The 21842-nt window shown below is 57.4% G+C and carries 20 protein-coding genes and 4 tRNA genes; 6 read left to right on the top strand and 18 right to left on the bottom strand.

Annotated features, from left to right (window positions below; genetic code table 11):
* Positions 1 to 115 precede the first annotated feature (115 nt).
* Entirely contained in the window at positions 116 to 322 is a 207-nt protein-coding gene (locus GSR16_RS16025) for a hypothetical protein (protein WP_159879128.1), read from the top strand.
* A gap of 119 nt (positions 323 to 441) precedes the next feature.
* On the opposite strand, the gene ppa is transcribed toward GSR16_RS16025, so the two are convergent.
* Complete coding sequence (ppa, locus tag GSR16_RS16020) at positions 442 to 969, bottom strand: inorganic diphosphatase (RefSeq protein WP_159879126.1); 528 nt, start codon at positions 967 to 969, stop codon at positions 442 to 444.
* Positions 970 to 1096: 127 nt separating this feature from the next.
* On the opposite strand from ppa, the gene coq7 reads away from it, so the two are divergent.
* On the top strand, positions 1097 to 1717 hold the full coding sequence (coq7, locus tag GSR16_RS16015) for a 2-polyprenyl-3-methyl-6-methoxy-1,4-benzoquinone monooxygenase (protein ID WP_159879124.1): 621 nt from the start codon (positions 1097 to 1099) through the stop codon (positions 1715 to 1717).
* Positions 1718 to 1853: 136 nt separating this feature from the next.
* Here coq7 and GSR16_RS16010 read toward each other — a convergent pair.
* From GSR16_RS16010 to GSR16_RS15990, 5 genes are all read right to left on the bottom strand, one after another.
* Positions 1854 to 1928 (bottom strand) — tRNA-Glu (locus GSR16_RS16010).
* 2 nt (positions 1929 to 1930) lie between these two features.
* Positions 1931 to 2007: transfer RNA gene (locus tag GSR16_RS16005), tRNA-Arg, on the bottom strand.
* A gap of 4 nt (positions 2008 to 2011) precedes the next feature.
* Positions 2012 to 2086, bottom strand: a tRNA-Glu gene (locus tag GSR16_RS16000).
* 7 nt (positions 2087 to 2093) lie between these two features.
* Positions 2094 to 2170, bottom strand: a tRNA-Arg gene (locus GSR16_RS15995).
* A 112-nt stretch (positions 2171 to 2282) separates the two neighbouring features.
* A complete protein-coding gene (locus GSR16_RS15990; protein WP_159879122.1) occupies positions 2283 to 2426 on the bottom strand; it encodes a hypothetical protein in 144 nt (47 codons plus the stop codon).
* Here GSR16_RS15990 and GSR16_RS15985 point away from each other — a divergent pair.
* Positions 2425 to 3840 carry an exonuclease domain-containing protein gene (locus tag GSR16_RS15985; protein WP_159879120.1) on the top strand — a complete coding sequence of 472 codons (1416 nt, stop codon included), beginning with the start codon at positions 2425 to 2427 and terminating at the stop codon, positions 3838 to 3840. The genes GSR16_RS15990 and GSR16_RS15985 overlap by 2 nt on opposite strands.
* Before the next feature lie 3 nt (positions 3841 to 3843).
* On the opposite strand, the gene GSR16_RS15980 is transcribed toward GSR16_RS15985, so the two are convergent.
* From GSR16_RS15980 to flhB, 6 genes are read right to left on the bottom strand one after another with little or no spacing between them, the layout of a single operon-like run.
* Complete coding sequence (locus GSR16_RS15980) at positions 3844 to 4593, bottom strand: flagellar motor protein (RefSeq protein WP_159879118.1); 750 nt, start codon at positions 4591 to 4593, stop codon at positions 3844 to 3846.
* 39 nt (positions 4594 to 4632) lie between these two features.
* Positions 4633 to 5379: an RNA polymerase sigma factor FliA gene (locus GSR16_RS15975; protein WP_159879116.1), complete on the bottom strand. Its 747-nt coding sequence runs from the start codon at positions 5377 to 5379 to the stop codon at positions 4633 to 4635.
* On the bottom strand, positions 5376 to 6257 hold the full coding sequence (locus tag GSR16_RS15970; protein WP_159879114.1) for a MinD/ParA family ATP-binding protein: 882 nt from the start codon (positions 6255 to 6257) through the stop codon (positions 5376 to 5378). The genes GSR16_RS15975 and GSR16_RS15970 overlap by 4 nt, the downstream gene beginning before the upstream one ends.
* The gene (gene flhF / locus GSR16_RS15965) at positions 6254 to 7756 is read right to left on the bottom strand and encodes a flagellar biosynthesis GTPase FlhF (protein WP_159879112.1); all 1503 of its coding nucleotides are present in this window, start codon (positions 7754 to 7756) and stop codon (positions 6254 to 6256) included. Before flhF ends, GSR16_RS15970 begins: the two co-directional genes overlap by 4 nt.
* Before the next feature lie 6 nt (positions 7757 to 7762).
* The gene (gene flhA / locus GSR16_RS15960; RefSeq protein WP_159879110.1) at positions 7763 to 9847 is read right to left on the bottom strand and encodes a flagellar biosynthesis protein FlhA; all 2085 of its coding nucleotides are present in this window, start codon (positions 9845 to 9847) and stop codon (positions 7763 to 7765) included.
* 6 nt (positions 9848 to 9853) lie between these two features.
* A complete protein-coding gene (gene flhB / locus GSR16_RS15955; RefSeq protein ID WP_159879108.1) occupies positions 9854 to 11020 on the bottom strand; it encodes a flagellar biosynthesis protein FlhB in 1167 nt (388 codons plus the stop codon).
* A 166-nt stretch (positions 11021 to 11186) separates the two neighbouring features.
* Here flhB and GSR16_RS15950 point away from each other — a divergent pair, with 166 nt between their 5' ends.
* Both GSR16_RS15950 and GSR16_RS15945 read left to right on the top strand, forming a co-directional pair.
* Positions 11187 to 11981: a thymidylate synthase gene (locus tag GSR16_RS15950; protein WP_159879106.1), complete on the top strand. Its 795-nt coding sequence runs from the start codon at positions 11187 to 11189 to the stop codon at positions 11979 to 11981.
* Entirely contained in the window at positions 11978 to 12472 is a 495-nt protein-coding gene (locus GSR16_RS15945; protein WP_159879104.1) for a dihydrofolate reductase, read from the top strand. The genes GSR16_RS15950 and GSR16_RS15945 overlap by 4 nt, the downstream gene beginning before the upstream one ends.
* Before the next feature lie 83 nt (positions 12473 to 12555).
* Here GSR16_RS15945 and GSR16_RS15940 read toward each other — a convergent pair whose 3' ends face one another.
* From GSR16_RS15940 to GSR16_RS21225, 4 genes are all read right to left on the bottom strand, one after another.
* Positions 12556 to 13227, bottom strand: coding sequence for a GntR family transcriptional regulator (locus GSR16_RS15940; protein ID WP_159879102.1), 672 nt, complete (start codon positions 13225 to 13227; stop codon positions 12556 to 12558).
* A 440-nt stretch (positions 13228 to 13667) separates the two neighbouring features.
* The gene (gene ubiG / locus GSR16_RS15935) at positions 13668 to 14369 is read right to left on the bottom strand and encodes a bifunctional 2-polyprenyl-6-hydroxyphenol methylase/3-demethylubiquinol 3-O-methyltransferase UbiG (RefSeq protein ID WP_159879100.1); all 702 of its coding nucleotides are present in this window, start codon (positions 14367 to 14369) and stop codon (positions 13668 to 13670) included.
* Between the two features lie 3 nt (positions 14370 to 14372).
* The gene (locus GSR16_RS15930; protein ID WP_159879098.1) at positions 14373 to 15692 is read right to left on the bottom strand and encodes a TRZ/ATZ family hydrolase; all 1320 of its coding nucleotides are present in this window, start codon (positions 15690 to 15692) and stop codon (positions 14373 to 14375) included.
* A 161-nt stretch (positions 15693 to 15853) separates the two neighbouring features.
* Entirely contained in the window at positions 15854 to 16030 is a 177-nt protein-coding gene (locus GSR16_RS21225; RefSeq protein ID WP_240902516.1) for a hypothetical protein, read from the bottom strand.
* Here GSR16_RS21225 and GSR16_RS15925 point away from each other — a divergent pair.
* Positions 16023 to 18749 (top strand): bifunctional diguanylate cyclase/phosphodiesterase, encoded by a 2727-nt coding sequence (locus GSR16_RS15925; RefSeq protein ID WP_240902515.1) that lies wholly within the window; start codon positions 16023 to 16025, stop codon positions 18747 to 18749. The genes GSR16_RS21225 and GSR16_RS15925 overlap by 8 nt on opposite strands.
* A gap of 74 nt (positions 18750 to 18823) precedes the next feature.
* Here the strand turns inward: GSR16_RS15925 and GSR16_RS15920 are convergent, their stop codons facing one another.
* Both GSR16_RS15920 and GSR16_RS15915 read right to left on the bottom strand, forming a co-directional pair.
* The gene (locus GSR16_RS15920) at positions 18824 to 19660 is read right to left on the bottom strand and encodes a hypothetical protein (RefSeq protein WP_159879094.1); all 837 of its coding nucleotides are present in this window, start codon (positions 19658 to 19660) and stop codon (positions 18824 to 18826) included.
* 425 nt (positions 19661 to 20085) lie between these two features.
* A complete protein-coding gene (locus tag GSR16_RS15915; protein ID WP_205677448.1) occupies positions 20086 to 21618 on the bottom strand; it encodes an ATP-binding protein in 1533 nt (510 codons plus the stop codon).
* Positions 21619 to 21842: the final 224 nt, after the last annotated feature.

Genomic DNA, 21842 nt, shown 5'->3' with positions numbered 1-21842 from the left:
CCATTGATAGCAAAGTAATTTTACGTGCCAATCTGAAAATGTCATCAAAAAAATTGAATAAATTTTGATGAGTGGCCCGGAAAGCTTGCATCCTGCTAACCAAATGGAGTGAATCATGTTGAAAAAATTGATGCTGGCTGTTGTTGTTTCTAATGCTCTTGTTGCTGCTGCCATGGCAGATAGCGATGTACGTAGCCGCCCGGACAAGGATGCCGTGAAGAAGTACGAGCAGCAATTCCTGAGCGATGCCCAGCGCAAGGCGGCGGATGAGCATGCTGGCAAGGCTATTGCTGCTAATCCGGCCGATTACCGCAACCACTAAGCCTGCTGGATGGCAGCCCATCTTGACCGGCTGCCGGTAAGCAAAAACGCCAGTGCATGCACTGGCGTTTTTCATGTCCGTGATGGACGCGGGCCTGCACGGCAGGCCACTGGCAGCAATTACTTGCCGAAGCGCTCAATGCCTTCCACCAGTTCGGTTTTGGCATCTTCCAGCGTGCCCCAACCGTTGATCTTGACCCACTTGCCTTTTTCCAGGTCCTTGTAGTGCTCAAAGAAGTGCACCATCTGGGCACGCAGCAGTTCCGGCAGGTCTTCCAGCTTCTGGATGGACTTGTACATCGGGCACAGCTTTTCCACCGGTACGGCAACCAGCTTGGCATCCACGCCGCCGTCGTCTTCCATCTTGATCAGACCCAGGGCACGACAGCGGATCACCACGCCCGGCGGCAGCGGGAAGGGGGTAACCACCAGCACGTCAACCGGGTCGCCATCGCCAGCCAGCGTCTGCGGCACGAAGCCGTAGTTGGCCGGGTACATCATGGAGGTGCCCATGAAACGGTCAACCACCAGGGTGTTCCACTCTTTGTCGAATTCGTATTTGATCGGCGCAGCGTTGGCGGAGATTTCGATCACGACGTTGAAGTCGCCCGGCATGTCTTTGCCCGGGCCGATGAGTTCCAGGTTCATCAGGCAGAATCCTTTGTTAATGGTGGTTGTTTACACGGAATTTCTTGCAGGATTATATCAGCAGCTGCCGTCTTGTGCGGTGCACAGGTATAATGTTTGACGGATTTGTGCACCAATCAGGAACACTATGTTTGACACGCTGATTACCGAATTTGACAAGGGCCTGCGTACCCTGTTTGCCCCGGCGCAAAGCCAGCGGCCACGGCCGGATAGCGGGCTGGAAGAAGCCGAACTCAGCGCAGAGGAAAAGCGCCACACCATCGGCCTGATGCGGGTGAACCACTGTGGCGAGGTGTGCGCCCAGGCGCTGTATCAGGGCCAGGCGCTGACGGCGCGCAATCCGGCTGCGCGCGAGGCCCTGCAGCATGCGGCCTTCGAGGAGGTGGAGCATCTGGCCTGGACCGAGCAGCGCATTCGCGAATTGGGTGGTCAGCCCAGTCTGTTGGGCCCCTTGTGGTATACCGGTTCGCTGGCTATTGGCGTGACGGCAGGTTTCTTGGGTGACAAATGGAACCTGGGTTTTCTGGAAGAAACCGAACATCAGGTGGGGGCGCATCTGGACAGCCACCTGACGGCCTTGCCTGCGGCAGACGCCAAAAGCCGCGCCATTGTGATGCAGATGCGGGATGACGAGCTGCGCCACGCTGACATGGCACATGAATTTGGTGCTGCCAGCCTGCCAGCCCCAGTGCGGGGTCTGATGAAGTTGACGGCCAAGCTGATGACGGTCAGCAGCTATCGTATCTGAATAGAGAGATGTGATGGCCGGATGCAACAACTGCCGCCTGCGGGTGGCATTGTTTTTGTCTGGCTGAGGGGGAGAGCTGTTCTGGTGACAACCATGAAAAATGCCCAGTCTGCTGACTGGGCATTTTTCTGAATCCTGGCGTCCCCACGGGGAATCGAACCCCGGCTACCGCCGTGAAAGGGCGGTGTTCTAACCGCTAAACTATAGGGACTTTGGTGCACCCGGAGCGATTCGAACGCCCGACCCTTTGGTTCGTAGCCAAATACTCTATCCAACTGAGCTACGGGTGCAAAGTGGCGTCCCCACGGGGAATCGAACCCCGGCTACCGCCGTGAAAGGGCGGTGTTCTAACCGCTAAACTATAGGGACGCTGTGGTGGTGCACCCGGAGCGATTCGAACGCCCGACCCTTTGGTTCGTAGCCAAATACTCTATCCAACTGAGCTACGGGTGCACTGTCTCAAAAAACGTTTTGTCTTTCGAGAGGGCGAACTATACCGATACGGATTTTTGGTGTCAACACTTTTGCACTATTTTTTTCGGCAGCCTAGCATACCTGCTGGGGGCTACTGTTGCAGGCGGCACAGCAATACCGGAATGGCTGCATCGGCAAAGCTGGTGGCACGGTGTAAGATGCGCGTTTGCCTGCCATGGCGCAGCTTGTCTTCCGGGCTGGCCGACCTTTGATGAATTTTCCGACGAGATTGCATGCTGTTTGATATTCCCTGGGCCATTGTCGACCTGGAAACCACCGGCGGCCATATCGGCCGCGATCGCATTACCGAAATCGGCCTCATCCTGCTGGATGGCGAGCAACTGCAGCGCTACCAGACACTGGTCAATCCCTTGCAGCCGATTCCGCCCTTCATCGAGAACATGACCGGCATCAGCAACGCTATGGTGCAGGATGCCGATCCGTTCTCCGTCATCGCCGCGCAACTGCTGCCCATGCTGCAGGGGCGTTTGCTGCTGGCGCATAACGTCCGTTTTGACTATGGCTTTTTGCGCAATGAATTCCGCCGCGTCGGCTTGCGTTTGCAAAACGCTACGCTGTGTACGGTCAAGTTGTCGCGGCGTCTTTACCCCCAACACTTCAAGCACAATCTGGATAGCATCATCCAGCGCCATGGCTTGCAGTTGGCCGAGCGGCACCGGGCGATGGCCGATGCCGAAGCCTTGCAGCTATTCTTGCAGTCGGCCTGTGTCGAGCTGGGGGAAGAAGTAGTGCAGGAGGCTATCCGTCATGTGATGGCTCAACCCGAACTGCCGCCAGGAGTGGATGCCGTGCTGGTGGATGACCTGCCCGATCTACCCGGGGTGTACACCATTTGGGGTGAAGACGAACAGGCCCTGTATGTGGGCCGGGCCAGCAATGTACGTGGCAAGGTGGTGTCGCAACTGGCGCAGGATGGAAAGTATGGCAAGGAACCGGCCATCCAGCGCCCGGTCCGGCGTATCAACTGCCAGGAAACCATTGGCGAGCTAGGGGCTGCGCTGCTGGAGCAGCAGTTGCTGCGTCAACTGAAGCCTTTTTACAATCATCGCAGCCGTCTGCTCAGCGAAGTCTGTTCCATTCAGCTGGATCACAGCCAGGGTGAGTTTGTGCTACCGGTCATCGTGCATGCCGATCAGCTGGATTTCAGCCGTACGGCAGACTTGTACGGCTTGTTCCGTAGCCCGAAGGAAGCGCGCAAGGTACTGGCCGAGATTGCCAGTGGCAACAGTTTGTGTCAGTCCGTACTGGGGGTGGAAGCAGTAACCAGTCGCAAGGGTGCGGGATGCATGGCGCTAAAGGGTGGACGTTGCCGCGGTGCTTGCGTGGGGCGGGAGCCGGCTCCTTCGCACAATATGCGGCTGATGCAGGCGCTGGCGCGTATCCGGGTGAAGGCGTGGGAATATCCCGGCCCGCTAGCAGTGGTGGAAAGTGATGAGGTGACTGGTGCGGCCATCGAGCATGTGTTTGACCGCTGGTGCTATCTGGGCTCGCGCAAGGTGGGCGAGGCTGGCTTGCAAGGCAGGCCCAGCTTTGATATCGATACCTACAAACTGTTGGACGCCTACCTGAAAAAACCGGCAGCAGGCAGCAGCCTGCGTTTGTTGCCGCCGGAAGATTTACCGTTCTGACGCTTACTCGTGCATCGCCTGGAAGCTGCGCAAGCGGCTTTCAATGATGCGCGGGTTCTCACCGTTGGCAATCGCCACCAGGCCTTCCACCACCATTTCCTTGAGGGCGATTTCAACCGCCACCAGATGCTTGAGCTTGTTGGCCACCGGCAGGAAAAACAGGTTGGCCGAGCCTACGCCATACACGGTGGCCACAAAGGCCACGGCAATGCCGGCACCCAGCTTGGAGGGGTCGGACAGGTTTTCCATGACGTGGATCAGGCCCAGTACCGCACCCAGAATCCCCATGGTAGGGGCATAGCCACCGGCGGATTCCCACACCCGTGCAGCTTGTTTGCGCGCATGCTCGAACATGCCGATTTCCACTTCCATCACGCCGCGCAGCACATCGGGTTCGGCACCATCCACCACCATTTGCAGGGCCTTTTTAGTGAACGGATCCTTTTGCTGGGTGACATAGCCTTCCAGTGACAGCAAGCCGCCGCGCCGCGCGGTCTGGCTCCAGTTCACCACTTCGCGGATCAGCCGTTCATTGTCCTGTGGCGGCGGCTGGAAAATCCACTTGATCATGCGCATGCCGGCAACAAACTGCTTGGGTGTGCTTTGCAGCATGACGGCGCTCATGGTGCCGCCAATCACAATCATGAAGGCAGTCAGTTGCAGCAGGGAGCCGATATTGCCCCCTTCGATGGCCTGGCCTGCAATGATGGCTGTCAGACCCATGACAATGGCGATGATGCTGATCTTGTCCACGCTTGATTCCGTTATCGTTATCCGGGCAGGCCGGTGGCTTTACAGCCATTCCTTCATCTTGGCCCTGATGCGGGCAATGGCCTGGGTGTGTAGCTGGCAAACGCGGGATTCCGACACTTCCAGTACGGCACCGATTTCCTTCAGGTTCAGTTCCTGCTCGTAATACAGCGCCATTACCAGTTGGTCGCGTTCCGGCAGGGTCTTGATGGCATCCACCAGTGCCTGGCGGAAATCGCCATCGGCCAGCACTTGCAGCGGATTGGGCGCATTGCTGTCTTCGATATTGGCAATGGCGTCGTTCAGTGTTTCGCCTTCGCCATCGGAAAAGTCTTCAAAGTGCACCAGGCTCAGGCCTTTGCAGTCGCCCAGCATGCTTTGGTAGTCATCCAGCTCCACGCCCAGAGTGGCGGCGATTTCCGACTCTAGCGGCGCGCGGCCCAGCTGTTGTTCCAGCTTGTTGATGCTGTCTTCGATCTGCCGAGCCTGGCGGCGTGCTTGGCGCGGCAGCCAGTCTTCACGGCGCAGCTCGTCCAGCATGGCTCCACGTATGCGCTGGCTGGCAAAGGTTTCAAACTGCACTCCCTGCAGGGGATCGAACTGGCGGGCGGCATCGATCAGGCCGATGATGCCTACCTGGACCAGATCATCCATTTCCACCGAGGCGGGCAGACGGGCCATCAGCATGCCGGCCAGTTTTTTCACCAGCGGCAGGTGTTTCTGTACGTCGATTTCCGGTTGCGAGACTGCACCGGCATAGCCTTTGCGGCGTAGGGACGGTAATGTCATCGTCGTTTTGCTCCATCAGCCTCGGCCCAGTCGCGCGAGGTGGCGATCAGCATGTCCATGAAGCCAGTATCGTTACGTTCGGTTTCCGGGCTGTCCCATTGGGGTAGTACCGCAGCCAGCTGGGCAAAGGCTGCCGCGGCTTCACTGTCGGGAAAGGCCTCCATCAGCGGGCGGCGCAGGGCCTGGCTGCGGCGCACGGCATTGTCGGCAGGAACGAAGCCGACCCAGCGCAGCGAGACACTGAGAAACTCGCTGGTGACTGCAGCCAGTCGGTTGAACAAATCGCGTGCTTCTTCCAGATGGCGCACCCGGTTGACCAGAACATTGAAGCGCTGCCGGCCAAAGCCGCTGGACAGACGCTTGATGTTGGCGTAGGCCGTAGTCATGGAGTCGGCCGCCGGGCTGAGCACCAGCACCAGATTGTCCGCCACGCTGGCCGGGACAGGATCGGTGGCGGTAACAGGCACGTCTATCATCAGCACGCTGCTGTCCCGTTCCAAGGCGGCAAATTCGCTGCCCAGACGCAGCCAGAGCTGGGCGGAAAATAGTGCGCGTTCTTCTGGCCGAGCATACAGGTTGATCAGCTGAATACCCTGGCGCGAGGTGGTCATCATTTCGTCCAGTCCGCCTACGCTGACCATCTGGCTTTCCAGCGTGGCGGTGGTAGGGGTGCCCAACCTGCGTGCCTGCACCTGGCCCAGGCTGCAGTCCACCACCAGCGGGCGATGGCCGGCATAAGCCAGTCCCAGCGACAGCTCGGTCACCAGGGTGCTAGCACCAGCCTTGTCCGAACCGATGAAGGCAAAGCTGGGCGCCCTGCCGGCCTTGGCTGTCAGCCGGCGCAGACTGGCGGCCTGATCCTGTAGGGCGCTGTTCATTGCCAGCTGGCCTGTGCGGAGTTCAGGATGGACAGCTCATCACCCTGCAGGCTGAACGGCGAGCCGGGCTGCGGTGCGCGCAAGGCCCGGTCAACCAGGAAGGCTGCATTGGCTGAATGCAGGTCTTCAGGTACGCGCTGGCCATTGGTGATGTAAAACAGCTTGAGGCGGTTGCGGATGATGACATCCATGCTGGGCCCCATGCTGACGGCTTCGTCGATCTTGGACAGGATGCAGCCGGCCAGGCCATTGCCACGGTAGTGGCGCACCACGTCTTCCAGTGTGTGGCCGTCGGCATTGGCAGCCAGCAGCAGCAGGCGTTCCACCTGACGGCCAGCACCGCGGAACATTTCGATCTGGCCGGTGACGCGTGCGTCGCGCTGGCTCATGCCGACGGTGTCGATAAACACCAGATGGCGATTGGACAGGTCGGCCAGGGTCAGTTGCAGATCGCCCTCGTTCTGGATGGAGAACACCGGGATACCCAGAATCTTGCCGTAGATGCGTAACTGGTCCTGCGCACCAATCCGGTAGCTGTCGGTGGTGATCAGCGCCACATGCTGTGCACCAAAGCGCATGGTGGCATGGGCGGCCAACTTGGCCACCGTGGTGGTCTTGCCCACGCCGGTGGGGCCGACCAGCGCATACACACCACCCTTGTCCATGATGTCATGGTTGGCGTCGGCACATTTCAGGTTGTGCATCAACGCCGAACGTGCCCATTTGATGGCGATGTCGCCTTCGTACTGGGCTGGCATTTTTTCAATCAGCTGGCGGATCAGGTTGGCAGAGAAACCCATGGCCAGCAGATGCTTGAACAGCTCGATGCGGTTGGGGGTCTTGCCTTCCATGTCGGCCCAGGCAAAGCTGGCCAACTGGCTTTGCAGCAGGCTGCGCAGCAGCTTGATTTCATCACCGATCTGCTTGAGTTCCTGCGCCATGACTTCCGGCTCTTCTTCAGTCAGAGCCGGTTTGTTGCGTGGCGGCGTTGCATGGCCGTTGCTGGCCGGACCGGCTGCCACGGTCTGCATCTTGACCAGTGACTCCGGCACCATGCTGGCCGGAGCAGGGGCAGGACGTGAGGGTGGTGTCTGCGGGCTGACGTTGAAGCTGACTGGCGTACCATCTGCCAGTGATGGCTCGATGCGCTGCTGCGGGCGTGGCGGCGGGCTGTCGATGCGGGGCGGGGCAGGGCTTTCCAGCGGCTCCACCGGCATGGCATAGGTACGGGCAATGGCGCGGTTGGTCGCGCCCGCAGCCGGCGTCGGTGGCGCAACCGGACGGCTCACCGCCGGCGCATTGCGGGCCGGGTGCTTGCTGCCTGGGGTGGACAGATTGGTGGCCAGGTTGGCGACATCTGCATCCGCCACGGCCATGATCTCTACACCGCCCCCCATTGTCGGGCGATTGGACAAGATGAGGGCGTCGGCACCCAGTTCCTCGCGGACCTGTCTGAGTGCATCACGTGTGGTTTTTCCGAAGAATTTTTTTACCACCATTTGCTATCAGCCCTTGCTTCCCCCAATTACCGCAATTATACGAATGGATTTATTGTCAGGTACTTCATTATGCGAGATCACACGCAGTTGTGGGAGTGCTCTTCTCAAGAATCGTGCCAGAAGCGGCCTTAAACCCGGTGGTGTCAGCAATACCGGATTGTAACCCTGAATTTCCACCTGCTCGGCCTGTTGTGCTGCGCTCGATAGCAGGTTTTCTGCCAGACCGGGTTCCAGGCCGCCGCCAGTTTTGGAGTTGACCGCCTGCGACAGCACGTTTTCCAGTGCCGGGTCCAGCGTCATCAGCGGCAGTTCGGTTTCGCCGGGGAATAGCTGCTGCACGATCACCCGTGCCAGTGCGGTACGCACCGAGGAGGTCAGGTCGTCCACATCCTGGGTGGTGCTGATATGATCGGCCAGGGTTTCCAGGATGGTGCGGAAATCGCGGATGTGAATGCCGTCGGTCAGCAGCTGCTGCAGTACTTTTTGCAGAATGCCGATAGGCACCACCTTGGGGACCAGGTCTTCCACCAGCTTGGGTGATTCCTTGGCCTGGTGGTCTATCAGTGCCTGCACTTCTTCGCGGCCCAGTAGTTCGGCGGCGTGGGTTTGCAGCAGATTGGAAATATGGGTGGCTACCACGGTGCTGGAGTCCACCACGGTATAGCCCATCTGCTGGGCTTCTTCGCGCCGGGCAGCATCTATCCATACCGCGGGCAGGCCAAAGGCCGGATCGGTGGTGGGCGTACCCGGCATGGTGCCGTTTACCCGACCGGGGTTGATGGCCAGATACTGGCCGATATAGGCCTCGCCCTGACCGATTTCCACACCTTTGAGCAGGATGCGGTAGGCATTGGGCTTGATTTCCAGATTGTCGCGAATGTGTACGGCGGGTACCAGAAAGCCCAGTTCCTGGGCAATCTTTTTGCGAATGCCGCGAATGCGACGCAGCAGTTCGCCGTCCTGGGTGCGGTCCACCAGCGGAATCAGCCGGTAACCCACTTCCAGCCCCAGGGCGTCCACATGCTGCACGTCGTTCCAGCTGACTTCGGCCATGGGCTGGTCGGGCGGCGCGGCGGCCTGCGCCTGCTGCTGGCTGGCTTGCACGGCTGCGGCTTTTTCCTTCTTGTCCATGGTCCAGCCCAGAAAACCCAACAGGCTGGCAATCAGCAGGAAAGAAAGGTGCGGCATGTTGGGAATCAGGCCGATCATGCCGATGACGGCTGAGGTGATATACAGCACTTGCGGTTTGGCAAACAGCTGGCCGAAGAACTGCTCCGACATGTCCTTGTCGGTACCTACGCGCGACACCACGATACCGGCGGCGGTGGAGATGATCAGCGCGGGAATCTGTGCGACCAGGCCGTCACCGATGGTAAGCAGGGTGTAGGTCTTGGCGGCGGTGCCGGCATCCAGATCGTGCTGGACCACACCCACGATCAGGCCACCGACGATATTGATCACGATGATCATGATGCCGGCCATGGCATCGCCACGCACGAATTTGGAGGCACCGTCCATGGAACCGAAGAAGTTGGCTTCCTCGGCAATGGTGGCGCGGCGCTTGCGGGCGTCATCCTCGCCGATCAGGCCGGCGTTGAGGTCGGCGTCGATTGCCATCTGCTTGCCGGGCATGGCATCCAGGGTGAAACGCGCGGACACTTCGGCAATCCGGCCGGCACCCTTGGTAATCACCACGAAGTTGATGATGGTGATGATGACGAAGACCACGATACCGATGGCAACGTTGTCGCCGATCAGGAAGTGGGCAAAGGATTCAATTACCTTGCCGGCGGCATCCGGGCCGCTGTGGCCTTCCAGCAGGATCACCCGGCTGGATGCCACGTTCAGCGATAGCCGCAGCAGGGTGGTAACCAGCAGTACAGACGGAAAGGATGAAAAATCCAGCGGCTTGCGCACATTGATGCCCACCAGCAGCACAATCACCGACACCGCAATGTTGAAGGTAAAGAACATGTCCAGCAGCACCGGCGGCAACGGCAATACCATCATCGACAGAATGAGGATGATGAGTATCGGGCCGGCCAGCTTGGTGACGTTGAACTGCTTCAACTGGGTGAGGAAATTATCCATCCGGAATTATGGTCTCGCTTTCGGGGCCGCATCTTGCTGGCGTTTGCTTTCCGGGTCAAGGTCGGCGGGGACTTCCAACTGGTCAGGGTAGACCGGTGCCAGGCCGCCATTGTACTCGTAGGCGCGCAACTGGTAGACATAGGCCAGGATCTGCGCTGCGGCAGTATACAGCCTGGCGGGGATTTCCCGGCCCAATTCGCCATGGAAATACAGCGCCCGGGCAAAACTGGGTGAGCGCATCACGGTGACCTTGTGTTCCTTGCCGGTGGCGATGATCTTTTCCGCCAGCTTCAGGGTGCCCATGGCCACGATTTCCGGTGCCTGCATGCCTTCTTCGTACTTCAGTGCCACTGCATAGTGGGTAGGGTTGGTCACGATGACGTTGGCCTTGGGAATTTCCTGCATCATGCGCTTGCGGGCCGCCTCGCGCTGCAGCTGGCGGATACGGCCCTTGACCTCGGGCGAACCTTCCATTTCCTTGTATTCCTGCTTGATCTCTTCCTTGGTCATGCGCAGCTGCTTATGGTAGTTCCACAGCTGGAAGGGCACGTCGATCACCACCAGCATCAGCATGGCAGCGGTGACAATGAAAAAGGTGGTGATCAGCATGTCGGTCATCTTCAGGATGCCGGCTTCCAGTGGCATGGATAGCAGGCCAAGGATGTCGGTGCGCTCGCGCCAGATGATCCACACGGCCACGCCGCCAATCAGCATGCTTTTGAGAATGGCTTTCAGGCCTTCGGTAGCGGCGTTGAGAGAGAAGATGCGCTTGATGCCGCTGGCCGGGTTCAGCTTGGTCAGCTTGGGTTCCAGCGGGGCCAGGGTGAAGTTCCAGCCGCCGATCAGGATGGGCGTGGCCACGGCAACGATGGCCAGGCCGCCAAATATCGGCATCAATTGCCACAGCATGCCGAACATTGCTTCCTTGAAGCGGATGATGGCCGGTTCGGCTTGCTGCACGGTGTGCTGATCGAATATCAGCAGCTGTTTCATCATCACCATCATGGACGTGCCAAGCTTGCCCCCCTGTGCCATTAGCAGGGCAACTCCGGTCATGGTGACGGCGAAGGTGGACAATTCCCGCGAGCGCGGAATATTGCCATCATCCCGCGCGGTTTGCAGCCGTTTGGCTGACGCGGGTTCGGTCCGTTCGAGATCGGAATCTTCTGCCATTTAGCCCCTGTTTTCTGACGTTGTATTTTAAAGCGGATGGTAGCGTATGCCGGGGGCGGCAGGCCAGCCTCTTTTAGCTTGTGGTTATTGGCGTTGCCGGTAGGAAGGGCTGTGCTGTAGGACAGGCTAAGGTACAATCTGCCGATTAATCTTGATGGATGGCAGCATGCAACAGTACCTCGATCTGATGCGCCATGTGCTGGAACATGGCCATGACAAGTCCGACCGCACCGGCACCGGCACCCGCTCGGTGTTCGGCTATCAGATGCGCTTTGATCTGCAGCAGGGTTTTCCGCTGATCACCACCAAGAAATGTCATCTGCGCTCCATCATTCACGAGTTGCTGTGGTTTCTCACTGGTGACACCAATATCCGTTATCTGAAGGAAAACGGGGTGTCGATCTGGGATGAATGGGCAGATGAAAACGGTGATCTGGGCCCGGTGTATGGCTATCAGTGGCGTAGCTGGCCGGCACCTGATGGCCGCCATATCGACCAGATCAGCAATGTGGTGGAGATGATCAAGCGCAATCCCGATTCGCGCCGTTTGATTGTGTCGGCCTGGAACCCGGCGCTGGTGGACGAAATGGCGCTGCCGCCTTGCCACAGTCTGTTTCAGTTTTATGTGGCGGACGGCAAGTTGTCCTGCCAGCTGTATCAGCGCTCGGCAGATATTTTCCTGGGCGTGCCGTTCAATATTGCCTCCTATGCCCTGCTCACCATGATGGTGGCGCAAGTGTGCGGCCTCAAGCCTGGTGATTTCGTGCATACGCTGGGTGATGCCCACCTGTACAGCAATCACCTGGAGCAGACCCGTTTGCAACTGAGCCGCGAACCGCGCCCGCTGCCGCAGATGAAGATCAACCCGGCTGTGACCGACCTGTTTGCCTTCACCTTTGATGATTTCACGCTGGAAGGTTACGACCCGCATCCGCACATCAAGGGAGCGGTGGCCGTATGAGCAAGCCTGTACTGACGCTGGTGGCGGCCAAGGCCCGCAATGGCGTGATCGGCATCAACAACACCTTGCCCTGGCATTTGCTGGAAGACCTCAAGCACTTCAAGGCGGTCACCCTGGGCAAACCGGTGCTGATGGGCCGTAAAACCTACGATTCGATTGGCCGTCCCTTGCCGGGGCGGCGCAATATCGTCATCACCCGCCAGTCAGACTGGCAGGCCGAAGGCGTGGAAGTGGCCCATTCGCTGGAGCAGGCGCTGGCCATGGCCGAGGGCGTGGCGGAAGTCTGCCTGATTGGTGGTGCCGATTTGTACCGTCAGGCGATGGCGGTAGCGGATTGTTTGCGCCTGACCGAGATTGACGCAGCCTTTGATGGCGACGCTTATTTCCCGGAGGTCAGTGCTGCCGACTGGCAGGAAGTGGCGCGTAGCAGTTTCACCAGCGACAAGGGGCTGCAGTATGCCTTTGTCGACTATCAGCGCATCGTGGGCTGAGTCTGCTTGCACATGTCCTTGCTCAGGGCGTGAGGTAAAAAAAGGCCGCAATCATTGCGGCCTTTTTTATAGGGAGTAGCAGGCTAGTGGCTGTTACCGGCCAAGGCTGCTGCCGATTGTTGTGCCAGCTTGCTGTAGTCCTGACCGAATTCCGCCACCATGATGCGCAGGCGGGTGGTGTCACGGGCAATGATGGTCTTGAGCAAGTCATTCAGGAATTGCTGGGTGCGATCCATCTGCGAGCGACCGGCGCGCAGGATGGCATACAGGCAGCGCTGGGTGAGTGGCAGCAGATCCTGCAGCGCCGCACTCATGTAGCGATTGCTGGAAAAATCGTACAGCGCCCGCAGAAATTCCACGCCGCAGTCGAAATAGGCGGGCATGTCATCCTTGCGATGGCATTCGTCCAGTGTGGACATCAGCTCGAAAAAACGGGCCAGATCGTCGTTTTTCCAGTTGCTGGCCAGATTGCACACCACCCGGTCCAGCAGCATGAACCACAGTTCGAAAAAGTCGCGCACGTCGGTGCTGGAAATGCTGGACACCATGGCACCGCGCCGCGGGTAGATTTCCACCAGATGGCGGCGTTGCAGAATCAGCAGGGCTTCTCGTACCGAGCCACGGCTGACTTCCAGTTCGGCGGCAATGCGCAACTCCTGAATCCGTTCACCCGGTGCCATTTCACCCTGGATGATCTTTTTACCGAGGTATTGGGCGATTTGCTCGGTGAGCGAATCGTTGGCCTTGAACGTCATCAGTGTCTCCATTATCGAATATTATTATTTTCATATATATTGGCTGACTCGGCAATTGGAATGTGGAATTGTCTGGCAGTCAGTCTGTTGCGCATAGTGGGAGTGTAAGGAATTTACTGTTGCATTTTGTTGATGGATCTGACGGACTTCAGGGAAATTCCTTGTAATGATTTCTGATTTGGTTTTATTATTCGAACGCTTGTTTGAAAATCACCGACACGAGGAATGGGGCTTTCAAACTCGCACTGAGGCCAGCAGTGCTGCGTGTGCGTGGCAGTGTGTGTTCTCACAATCTAGCGGGTTGTTTACCGGTCCTGGACCGGGGGATGATTGGGGGCCTTCGCTGTGGCGAAGGCCTTTTTTTATTTGTGCGGCTGATGGAAAAAGAAAACCCCTGGCCGGCATCAAGCAGGACAGGGGCAGGCTGAGGGTGGCCGTGCTTACAGGACTGCGCGGCGCGTCGCCATCAGGTAGTTGACCTGAGTGTCATCCCCCAGTGCATAAATCCGGGTGAGCGGGTTGTAGCTCATGCCGCTGACGTTGCTGATTTCCAGCCCGGCATTGCGTGCCATGCGTGACAGCTCGGACGGCTTGAGGAAGCGGGCATATTCGTGGGTGCCGCGCGGCAGCATGTTCAGCACGTACTCTGCACCGACTACCGCCAGCAGGTAGGCCTTGGCATTGCGGTTGAGGGTGGAGAAAAACACCCAGCCACCCGGCTTTACCAGACGGGCACAGCTGCGTACCACGCTTTCCGGGTCCGGCACGTGTTCCAGCATCTCCATGCAGGTCACCACATCAAAACTGCCAGCGGCTTCCTCGGCCAGGTCTTCTACCGCAATGCAGCGGTACTCGACGTTGACGCCGGATTCCAGACTGTGCAGCTGGGCCACTTTCAAGGATTTCTTGGCCAGGTCGATGCCGGTCACCTGCGCGCCGCGCTGTGCCATGCTCTCGGCCAGAATGCCGCCGCCACAGCCCACGTCCAGGACTTTCAGGTCCTTGATGCCGGCAAAGTCATCAATGTAATCCAGGCGTAGCGGGTTGATTTCATGCAGCGGCTTGAATTCGCTGTCCTTGTCCCACCACTTGTGCGCTAGCTGGCTGAATTTGTCGATTTCCAGATCGTCTACATTGCTCATTGCTTACCTCGCCAGAATACGGTTGCGCCACTCTTCGCCGCTCGTCTTGAGTGCGGTTTCATCCAAGGTGGTCAGTTGACGCTGTGTGAGCAGGGCACGGCCCTTGACCCAGACATGGCTGACCTGTTCTCGGCCCGCCGCATACACCACATGGGATACCGGATCGAATGCCGGTGCGGTTTCCAGTGCCGACAGATCGATGGCGATCAGGTCTGCCTGCTTGCCTACCTTGACCGAACCCACCTTGTCGGCAATGCCCAGTGCCTTGGCACCATTGAGCGTGGCCATGCGGATGGCGGTGGCTGCCGGCACTGCGGTCGGGTCCAGCGTGCCCACCTTGGCCAGCAAGGCGGCCAGACGGGTTTCGGCCAGCATGTCCAGCTTGTTGTTGGAGGCTGCGCCATCGGTGCCGATGCCCACGTTCACGCCTGCAGCCAGCAAGGCCGGTACCGGGGCAATGCCGGAGGCCAGCTTCATGTTGGACGCCGGGTTGTGGGCAATGGAAATGCCATGACGGGCGGCGGCTTCAATTTCTGCGCTGTCCAGATGCACCATGTGCGCGGCAATCAGCCGCGGCGACAGCAGGCCCAGTTTGGCCAGACGGGCCAGCGGACGTTGCTGGTGTTCCGTCACGCTGCCGGCCACTTCGTCGGCGGTTTCGTGGATGTGGCAGTGAATCAGCATGTCTTCGCGTTCGGCCAGCTCCACCACCTGGCGGAAGGTGCTGTCGGATACGGTATAAGGCGCATGCGGGGCCAGGGTGAAGGTAATCAGCTCTTCGCCCAGGAAGGCCTTGCGTTCTTCCATGCCCTTGCTGATGTATTCATCTGCATTGCTGCCGTAATTGGTGGGGAACTCCAGAATGGAACAGCCAACAAATGTACGCATGCCGGAAGCCACACCGGCACGGGCCATGGCAGCATGGTAGAAGTACATGTCGTTGATGGTAGTGGTGCCACCGCGAATCATTTCAGCCATGGCCAGGCTGGCACCATCGAACACGAAGTCATCACGCACATGCTTACCTTCGGCAGGCCAGATGTGGTTGTTCAGCCAGTCCATCAGTGCCTTGTCGTCAGCCAGTCCGCGCAGCAGGGTCATGGCGGAGTGACCATGCAGGTTGATCAGGCCCGGCATCAGCACGTGGTTGCCAAGGTCGATTCTTTCTGCGGCCTGCAGACTGGCGCACTGGGCGCTCGGCAGGATCTGGGCTATCCTGCCATCTTTGATGGCAATGGCATGGTTTTCCAGTACTTCGCCGTCCTGTTCAACGGTTATGATCCAGCGCGCTGAAATAAGGGTGTCATATTGCATGTGTGACATCAGAGGCAATTCCGGGTAATTCTGAATGGGGTGGATTGTAGGCTGCTGCCATGGGCATGGCAAATTGGCCTGCTGGCAGTCTCTTTCGTTGTAGAAACTGTCATTTGCATAAAAAAATCGCTTATAACTGAGTAATGTCTGCCTTATCATGCGGACAGTCCTCACTGCCCGCATTGCACAATAATTGAAGCACCGAATTTTGATAGCGGAATATTCCGCGCCATTAACGCATTTTGACCTCCAATACCGATGGCATCCCAAGAAGAAAAGAACCCAGTGACCTCAAGCCTCTCGCTCCGCGCGGTCTTCATGATCGCGGTGGTACTCGGCTTGCTCATTCCCGCCTCCATCATCAGCTATCTGAGTATCAATATTCAGCGGGACAATCTGACGGCCCAGCTGGAGACCGACGAGAAGCGCCTGCTGGACATCGTGGCGCTGGGGATGCAGGAACCGTTGTGGAACCTGAGTCGTCAAGCTGGCAGCCCGCTGATTTCTTCTGTGATGGAAGACGCGCGGGTGGTTTCCATCCGGGTGACCGATACCCAGTCCAACCAGGTTTTCCTGTCCGCACTACGTAGCGAACGTCGTGTGGGCGGCGTGTCCTTCGTGCAGAAGCCGGTGATTTACCGGGGTGAGGAAATCGGCCAGGTGACGCTGGAGTTCGACACCGAACATCTGGCCAATGCCCTGCACAATCAGGTGAAGAACATCCTGCTGATTCTGGTAGCCCAGCTGGTGCTGTCCATCTTGCTGATTATGAGCATTCTGCATTCGCGCTTTCTGCGACCGATGCATAGCCTTACCGAACAGGCTACCCAACTGGCAGAACTGAAGTTGGAGTCGCCTTTCTACTGGGCAAGGCGTGATGAGATCGGCAAGCTGGGCAAGCATCTGGAATGGACCCGCTCCGAACTCAAGCGTCTGATTGACGAATTGCGCGCCAAGACCCTGGCACTGGAGGCGGACATTGCCCGCCGCCGCGAAGTGGAAGATGCGCTGCGCCGTTCGGAAAACAAATATCGCGAATTGTTCTGGTCCAACCTGGACGGTATCGTCATCAGTTCGCTGGATGGTCAGGTGATGGATGCCAATCCGGCCTTCCTCAATCTGATGTGCTACAACCTGGACCAGCTCAAGCAGCAGAACTTCTGGTCGCTGGTGGGGCAGGAGAGCGAGGCGCTGGAGCGCTTCAATCTGGACAACAAGGTACTGCGGTTCGGTTATTGCGACGAGTTCGAAGCGGTATACATGAACCGCTTTGGCAATCATGTGCCGGTCAGCGTCAAGACCGTGGCCATGCGTGATGCCTTTGGCCGTATCAACGCGGTATGGCGCATGGTGCGCGACATTTCTGAAAAGCGCGCGGCAGAAGAGCGGGTGCAACTGGCGGCCAAGGTGTTCGAGAACACCGTGGAAGGCATCATGATTACCGACAGCGAAAAGCGCATTCGCAGCGTCAACAAGGCCTTTACCGAAATTACCGGTTACTCCCAGCAGGAAGTACTGGGACAGAAAACCAGCATCCTGTCATCCGGGCGGCATGATGAGGTGTTCTATGCAGGTATGTGGCAGGCAATCGACAATCAGGGCTCCTGGCAGGGGGAAATCTGGAACCGCCGCAAGAACGGCGAAATCTATCCGGAATGGCTGGCCATCAATGCGGTGCGTAATCCCTTGTCGGAAATCACGCACTATGTGGCCATTTTCAGCGATCTGACTGAACGCAAGGCGGCGGATGAGCGCATCCAGTTCCTGGCGCACTTTGACGTGCTCACCAGCCTGCCCAACCGCGCCCACATGCACGACCGTGTGGAGCTGGCCATTCATAATGCTTGCCGCGATAACGAGCAGATGGCCTTGCTGCTGCTGGACCTGGACCGCTTCAAGACAGTGAATGAGTCGCTGGGCCATTCCGCCGGCGACATCCTGTTGCAAGTGGCTGCCGACCGCATCAAGTCCTCCCTGGCGGCGGGCGAGACGGTGGCACGTCAGGGTGGTGACGAATTCATCATCCTGCTGCCGGCCATTTCCGACCCCAGCGAAGCCGCGCTGGCTGCCGAACGCATTCGTGAATCGTTTGGTGCCTCGATCGAGTTGCACAACCACACCATTACTATCACGCCATCCATCGGTATCAGTGTGTATCCGGATGATGGCCGCGACTTTGAAACCCTGGTGCGTAATGCCGATGCGGCGATGTATCACGCCAAGTCGTCCGGCCGTAACAGCTACAAGTTCTACACTGCCGACCTCAACGCCCGCGCGCGCGAGATTCTGGCGATTGAAAGCCAGCTGCGCTTTGCGCTGGAACGCAATGAATTCATCCTGCATTACCAGCCACAGGTGGCCATGGCTGATGGACGCATTACCGGTGCCGAGGCCTTGATCCGCTGGAATCACCCCTCACTGGGCATTCTGGGACCGGCGCGCTTTATCGAAGTGGCCGAGGAGCGCGGTTTCATCGTGCAGATCGGCAACTGGGTGATCCGTGAAGCTTGCCGTCAATTGGCTTTGTGGCATAGCCAGGGTCTGCCCAAAATGTCATTGGCCATCAATCTGTCTGCCTTGCAGTTCCGTCAGCAGGACCTGGCCGAGGTACTGGAAAAGGCCCTCAGCAGCCATGGCCTGTCTGCGGACATGCTGGATGTGGAAGTGACCGAAAGCGTGATCATGGAAGATGTCACCAGCACGCTGCAGGCCATTGATACCATCAAGGGTATGGGGCTGCAGCTGTCGATTGATGACTTTGGTACCGGTTATTCCAGTCTTTCCTACCTCAAGCGCTTCAAGGCAGACAAGCTGAAGATTGACCGCTCTTTCGTGCGCGACATCCCGAATGATCTGGACGACTCGGCCATTGCCCGTGCCATCATCAACATGGCGAAGAACCTGAATATGCAGGTAGTGGCCGAAGGGGTGGAAACCATTGACCAATGGCGCTTCCTCAAACAGGAAGGTTGTGACCTGATCCAGGGTTATCTGCTGGCCAAACCGATGCCGCCGGAGGATTTTGCTGTTTTGCTGGCAAACGGAACGCTGTTGCCGGCAGAATAGTACGGGTTTGATAGCGTAGAGGTGGGTGACAAGAAAAACCGCAAGGAGGCAGTCCTTGCGGTTTTTTTTACGGCTTAGAATGCGTAGCCGATGCCTACGCGATAGATGCTGTTCTTGGTGGTGCTGTTCGGTTCGTAGTAGCCATAGCTGTTTACACCACTGATGCCATAGGAATAGCTTTCGTGGCTGTAGCTGATTTTGCCATGGAAGCGCTGACTGAAGGCATAGTCGGCACCGACCCCGTAGCGCTTGAAGGACGAGTTGCCCAGAGTCGCTTCCGTCAGGGTGTACTGATTGGTACTCATCTTGGACTGGAAGGTGCGGCCATAGAACAGATCGGCATCCAGCACCAGCTTGCTGACCGGTGCAGTCTGCAGCAAGAGACCGAAGCCGGCGTAATTGTGGCTGTAGGTTTCTTCCTGAGTTGCCGACAGGCCACGTTCCCAGCGGTGGTGTCCGATTTCGACATAGGGTGTCAGCATCGATTGCTTGAGCACACTGATACCTTTGCCATAGCGGAAGCTGTAGTTGTAGATGTCGGCAGTGCTGCTGGAGACGAGCGAGCCATAGCCGGCATTACTGTGCTGGAGGGAGCCAATATACCCGGTATGGCCAGTGCTGTAGTTGAAGTCAAACTGAAGATAGTCATTGCCCAGCGCCCAGTCAGACATCGAGCTGGCGCTCAGGCCAAAACCTCCGATATTGCCGTTTTCAGTATCTGCCAATCCCGGGGCCGCACCATGGCTGCCACCGGTTTCGGCATAGTCAACTTTGGTGTTTTGCAGATAGAGCGTGTATTGATTATTGGCTGCCAGAATATCGCTTGGGACGGTGGAACTGCGAGCCGCAAATACGGGAGCAGACAGCAGGGCTGCAGCGCAAATAGACAAGGTAAAGTGCAGGGAACGCATACTTCACTTTCGCAAAGGGTACTGGGTTGAATTGTTTGCATTACGTAAATTGCGTGGCAGCCCTGTTTTGGTAATCAGGATTCATCTGGCAACTGCCATGTAATTTCATGTCAATGCACTTGGCATTTTATGGTATCTGATATACGCAGCTCAATTGTTATTGCTGAATATATTATGAAGTCAGGCAAAAAAATGGCCTTGTCTTGCGACAAGGCCATTGATTATTGATGTAGGTTTGCAGAGATCATGAAAAACGCGACCATTGATTTGTAAGGGATTTTTCACTTACGTGCACATGCGGGGAGCCTACCCACTTGCAGACTACGTGAAAAATTCCTACAGAATTTGCGCTCTTTGTGAAAAAAAAGTCGCAAAGCCAGGGAAATCAAAGGCTTGCATCAGGGGCATTTCCTGTTTTTACAGGGTTAGTCTTTGCCAAACAGTCGCGCCCAGAAGCCCGTTTTCTTCGCGGGAGCTGAATTGCCGCTCGCCACTTGTAGTTGCTGCCAGGCAGTGGATATCTCTGGTGCTTGAACCTTCGCTGACTCTTGAGATACGCGGCCCTCGATGGCCGCTTCCCGCAGGACTTTGAAGGCAACCATCCCGAGAAGCTTCGTTAATTCTTGTTCGAAGCCCAGAGTGATGTCCGTTTCCCCGCTTCGAGCATGGGCAATCTCGTGGAGCAGTACAGAGGCGTAACCCTCGATCGAGGCGAGTTCACTCCGCTTGATAATGATTTCCGCTCCTGTCCAAAACCCGCTAGCCTCCGTAAAGCTTCCTGCCTCTGGGCGCATCGTCTCGGAAATTTTGATCGCTTGAACCCTCGACGGGAGCCCTCCGACGAGGCCGGCGATCCTGCCTGTCATGTCGAATACAGACCTTTCCGATGAAGTGAGATTTTCAGGCGGGACGAACTTGAACTCGAAAGAGCGGTTCCATTCTGAAACGAAGTTGCCCAAGTCCTGAATCGCGTTGCCCTCCCCATCAACCTGTCCCAACAGCTTATCTTTGACAGTGCTGGGAATTGTAATGATTTGCCGGCCACTCGCCTGGGCCTCCTCGACGAAGCGAGGAGAACTCATGATCTCCTCATCAGTCAGGAAAAGGACGTTCCCCGTCGCGTTGGTGATCTTTGATGCATGTACGGAGACATCCGTCCACTTCATCTCGTCATGAAGAGTTCCTCTCCCAAAGTTGCCTAAATCGTCGACGAGCGCCTTGGCGATGCTTTCTGAAGATGATGCGAGCAAGATGGACTTCACTCGGTCGGAGTAGGCTGACCTGCCAACATTAGTCCTTTCGCGATTGAGGGCCTTCTTAATGGCAGCTGTCAGCGATGTGATGTTGTAGGAGAACAGGAAGTTCTCTTCTTCCGCGACGCGGATGCCGTTAATGTAGATGTAGGATAAATCGCCCCCTTTTCTGAGGACTTCTCCGTATTGGGTTCTTTCAAGTGTTTCCTCGCCCGAGAATTGCAGGAACAGCCGTTTTGCCCTCTCGATGTCCTCGGCAGAACATCCTTTCAAAATGAACTCGGTTCCAACGAATGTAGGGTCGGAAGGATCTGAAATGCAGGCGTGCAGAGTAATGACATCGGAGAAGTCGTGCTTCTCGGAGCGGCCAAAGGAGACATCGCAGAATTTAGACTGGATGCTAGCCTCAATGCCTAAACGGTCGAATGTAGCCAGAGCATCTTTCAAACCCACGCCGAACTTTCCGATGAGACCCGGATGTTCAAGCTTTTCCTGGTTCTCATTCATCGTGAAGTGCTCATGCCGGAGGCCGCGTCCGAAATCCCTGATACGCCAAAGGCCATCGCTATCACGGGTGATGGCGATTTCCCGAGTGCCAGTCAGTATCTGTTCGTCGAGAGCGTTGGCGATGATTTCGCGTATGGCATGAAACGTGTCCCAATTCTCAAGCATCCGGTCAATGTTCAGATCGAATTTCTTCATCATTCCCCCGCCTACTCGGTCTCTCTAGCTTGCATTATATCGTCATATGCATCGATGGGCGGGCAGGCCATCGCGAACCACGCGATTACTCAATCACATCGCGGAAAACCAAAGCTCGGCCCAGGTTAGTTGCCACATATGCCCCCGCATCGAGTCGATCATGTGCCTTGGCTTGTCAGCGGGGATCATTGAAGGTAGCGCTCATGTAGCGCCGCAATGCAGTATCC

Source organism: Aquitalea denitrificans (genome assembly GCF_009856625.1).
Taxonomy (GTDB): Bacteria; Pseudomonadota; Gammaproteobacteria; order Burkholderiales; family Chromobacteriaceae; genus Aquitalea; species Aquitalea denitrificans.
Note: the sequence above shows the minus strand (reverse complement) of the source record. Positions and strands in the feature narration are given on the sequence as shown.

Coding starts and splice junctions, on each gene's coding strand:
- GSR16_RS16025 (WP_159879128.1), top strand. CDS start 116: ATGTTGAAAAAATTGATGCTGGCTGTTGTTGTTTCTAATGCTCTTGTT.
- ppa (WP_159879126.1), bottom strand. CDS start 969: ATGAACCTGGAACTCATCGGCCCGGGCAAAGACATGCCGGGCGACTTC.
- coq7 (WP_159879124.1), top strand. CDS start 1,097: ATGTTTGACACGCTGATTACCGAATTTGACAAGGGCCTGCGTACCCTG.
- GSR16_RS15985 (WP_159879120.1), top strand. CDS start 2,425: ATGCTGTTTGATATTCCCTGGGCCATTGTCGACCTGGAAACCACCGGC.
- GSR16_RS15990 (WP_159879122.1), bottom strand. CDS start 2,426: ATGCAATCTCGTCGGAAAATTCATCAAAGGTCGGCCAGCCCGGAAGAC.
- GSR16_RS15975 (WP_159879116.1), bottom strand. CDS start 5,379: ATGACATTACCGTCCCTACGCCGCAAAGGCTATGCCGGTGCAGTCTCG.
- GSR16_RS15970 (WP_159879114.1), bottom strand. CDS start 6,257: ATGAACAGCGCCCTACAGGATCAGGCCGCCAGTCTGCGCCGGCTGACA.
- flhF (WP_159879112.1), bottom strand. CDS start 7,756: ATGGTGGTAAAAAAATTCTTCGGAAAAACCACACGTGATGCACTCAGA.
- flhA (WP_159879110.1), bottom strand. CDS start 9,847: ATGGATAATTTCCTCACCCAGTTGAAGCAGTTCAACGTCACCAAGCTG.
- flhB (WP_159879108.1), bottom strand. CDS start 11,020: ATGGCAGAAGATTCCGATCTCGAACGGACCGAACCCGCGTCAGCCAAA.
- GSR16_RS15950 (WP_159879106.1), top strand. CDS start 11,187: ATGCAACAGTACCTCGATCTGATGCGCCATGTGCTGGAACATGGCCAT.
- GSR16_RS15945 (WP_159879104.1), top strand. CDS start 11,978: ATGAGCAAGCCTGTACTGACGCTGGTGGCGGCCAAGGCCCGCAATGGC.
- GSR16_RS15940 (WP_159879102.1), bottom strand. CDS start 13,227: ATGACGTTCAAGGCCAACGATTCGCTCACCGAGCAAATCGCCCAATAC.
- ubiG (WP_159879100.1), bottom strand. CDS start 14,369: ATGAGCAATGTAGACGATCTGGAAATCGACAAATTCAGCCAGCTAGCG.
- GSR16_RS15930 (WP_159879098.1), bottom strand. CDS start 15,692: ATGTCACACATGCAATATGACACCCTTATTTCAGCGCGCTGGATCATA.
- GSR16_RS21225 (WP_240902516.1), bottom strand. CDS start 16,030: ATGAGCAAGCCGAGTACCACCGCGATCATGAAGACCGCGCGGAGCGAG.
- GSR16_RS15920 (WP_159879094.1), bottom strand. CDS start 19,660: ATGCGTTCCCTGCACTTTACCTTGTCTATTTGCGCTGCAGCCCTGCTG.
- GSR16_RS15915 (WP_205677448.1), bottom strand. CDS start 21,618: ATGATGAAGAAATTCGATCTGAACATTGACCGGATGCTTGAGAATTGG.